The sequence below is a fragment of the Bergeyella porcorum genome (assembly GCF_042427575.1).
In the GTDB taxonomy this organism is placed as follows: domain Bacteria; phylum Bacteroidota; class Bacteroidia; order Flavobacteriales; family Weeksellaceae; genus Bergeyella; species Bergeyella porcorum.
Window position 1 is genome coordinate 1 of sequence record NZ_JBHMFD010000017.1, and the last position, 1,496, is coordinate 1,496.

Genomic DNA, 1,496 nt, shown 5'->3' on the forward strand with positions numbered 1-1,496 from the left:
CCAAAAACGGTTTGATGACGGCAACGGCAATGCCTAAAGATGGTAAGGAACACGAAAGCCAAGACGGTACAGTGTATTACACCTACTCCGTTGAAATAGTGCATAGAGGTCTTGGAACTACGCAATTATATTGGGCGTTATTCAACAAGAGTACTAGGAAGATATTTATCAAGGAGTTAGGTTTGGTAATCTCTCCTAATGGTAATGGGCATACCCGTAGTGGTAAGCGTGTAAGCGGGTATTTTGGAAAAGCGTTTTAACTAAAAAAAAATAAAGAAAATGTTTGAAAAAATCGCGAATTTGTTGGGTAGTAAAACGGCTATCCAGAACAGAGAGAAGCTCAGAATAGTTCTAAACGTTGTTATTAGAGTGCTTGACGCACTGGACGGACAACAAGATTTTGAGCCGAAGAAAAAGTAAGTTTAAAAGGTGGTGGATTATTGCCACTGCCTTTTTATATTAACCTAAAAAAAAAAGAAAAAAAAATGTTTCCATTTTTATTTGGATTTTCAATTATGCACTTTATTGAGAATATTATGAAAAATGCAATGAAAGAAAAGAGCAATACTCAAAATAGTGGGGGATATGTTCCTGTAGATACTGCTACTCATTTGAATTTTAGACCATCAAAAGAAGTGATAAGTTTGAAAAAACGTATTGAAGGGTATTCAAATAAAGCATATCAACACCCAGGCGACCCTGTTACAGTGGGGAATGGATTGACCTATTTTATTGATGATAATGGCAGACGGTATTATCCTGTTTTAAATAGGACGTATGCAGACTCTTTTTTAGAAGACCAGTTAATTAGGGTGTCTGCTGATAAAATTAATAGGGTTAAATCTATTCTTAAAAAGAATGGTTTGCCAGTTCCGCAAAAGATAGCCGATGCAATTTATTATTTGGTTTTCAATGGTTTTACTTCATCAAGGGAGGCGTCTCTTTTGCAGAATGGTCTGAATGACAGAAATAAATTTGCTAATTGGTTAATGACTTCCAACGGTATAGGACCTAATTTCTTAGTAGGTTCGGATAGGCGATTTTTTGTTGGGATTCTGTATGCTCGTATAAGATTAGCTAATTTTGTTGCGGGAAAGCCTATTGAAAATGGTATTAATGAAGTGACTAAAAGTATGCCTAAACTTAAAAACGGCAGACCTGACCAAGTCACATCTGCCGAATATTATAAGGCTAATCGTTTAAAATTACCTTTTTATTTTTAAAGTGCGGATATTTCATTCGCTGATTCGTAATAGTTGTTGATATCCGCATATATCACATATCTACAATAGATACAGTGTATTATCCCCTCTTTGTTTGGTCTATTTCTATGGTAGTCAAAAATGATGTTTTGTAGATTATTTTCATCTGTAGAATTTAAAATTACCATTTTGGATAAAGGAACATTAAATTTTTTTGATTTATTTGATAAGTCTTTGTAATTAAATTCTTTAAGTGGAATATTAAGTTCTTTCCTAACATTGGAATTTTTGAAA

Annotated in this window: 3 protein-coding genes; 2 read left to right on the plus strand and 1 reads right to left on the minus strand. The window is 33.8% G+C overall.

From position 1 onward, the window contains the following. Positions 1-260 (plus strand): hypothetical protein (locus ACFFUE_RS10105; RefSeq protein WP_376835010.1); only part of this gene is annotated, 260 nt, incomplete at its 5' end. 180 nt (positions 261-440) lie between these two features. Further along, positions 441-1,223: a glycoside hydrolase family protein gene (locus tag ACFFUE_RS10110; protein WP_376835012.1), complete on the plus strand. Its 783-nt coding sequence runs from the start codon at positions 441-443 to the stop codon at positions 1,221-1,223. Here the strand turns inward: ACFFUE_RS10110 and ACFFUE_RS10115 are convergent. After that, positions 1,220-1,496 (minus strand): hypothetical protein (locus ACFFUE_RS10115; RefSeq protein ID WP_376835014.1); only part of this gene is annotated, 277 nt, incomplete at its 5' end. The two genes, ACFFUE_RS10110 and ACFFUE_RS10115, sit on opposite strands and share 4 nt — an antisense overlap.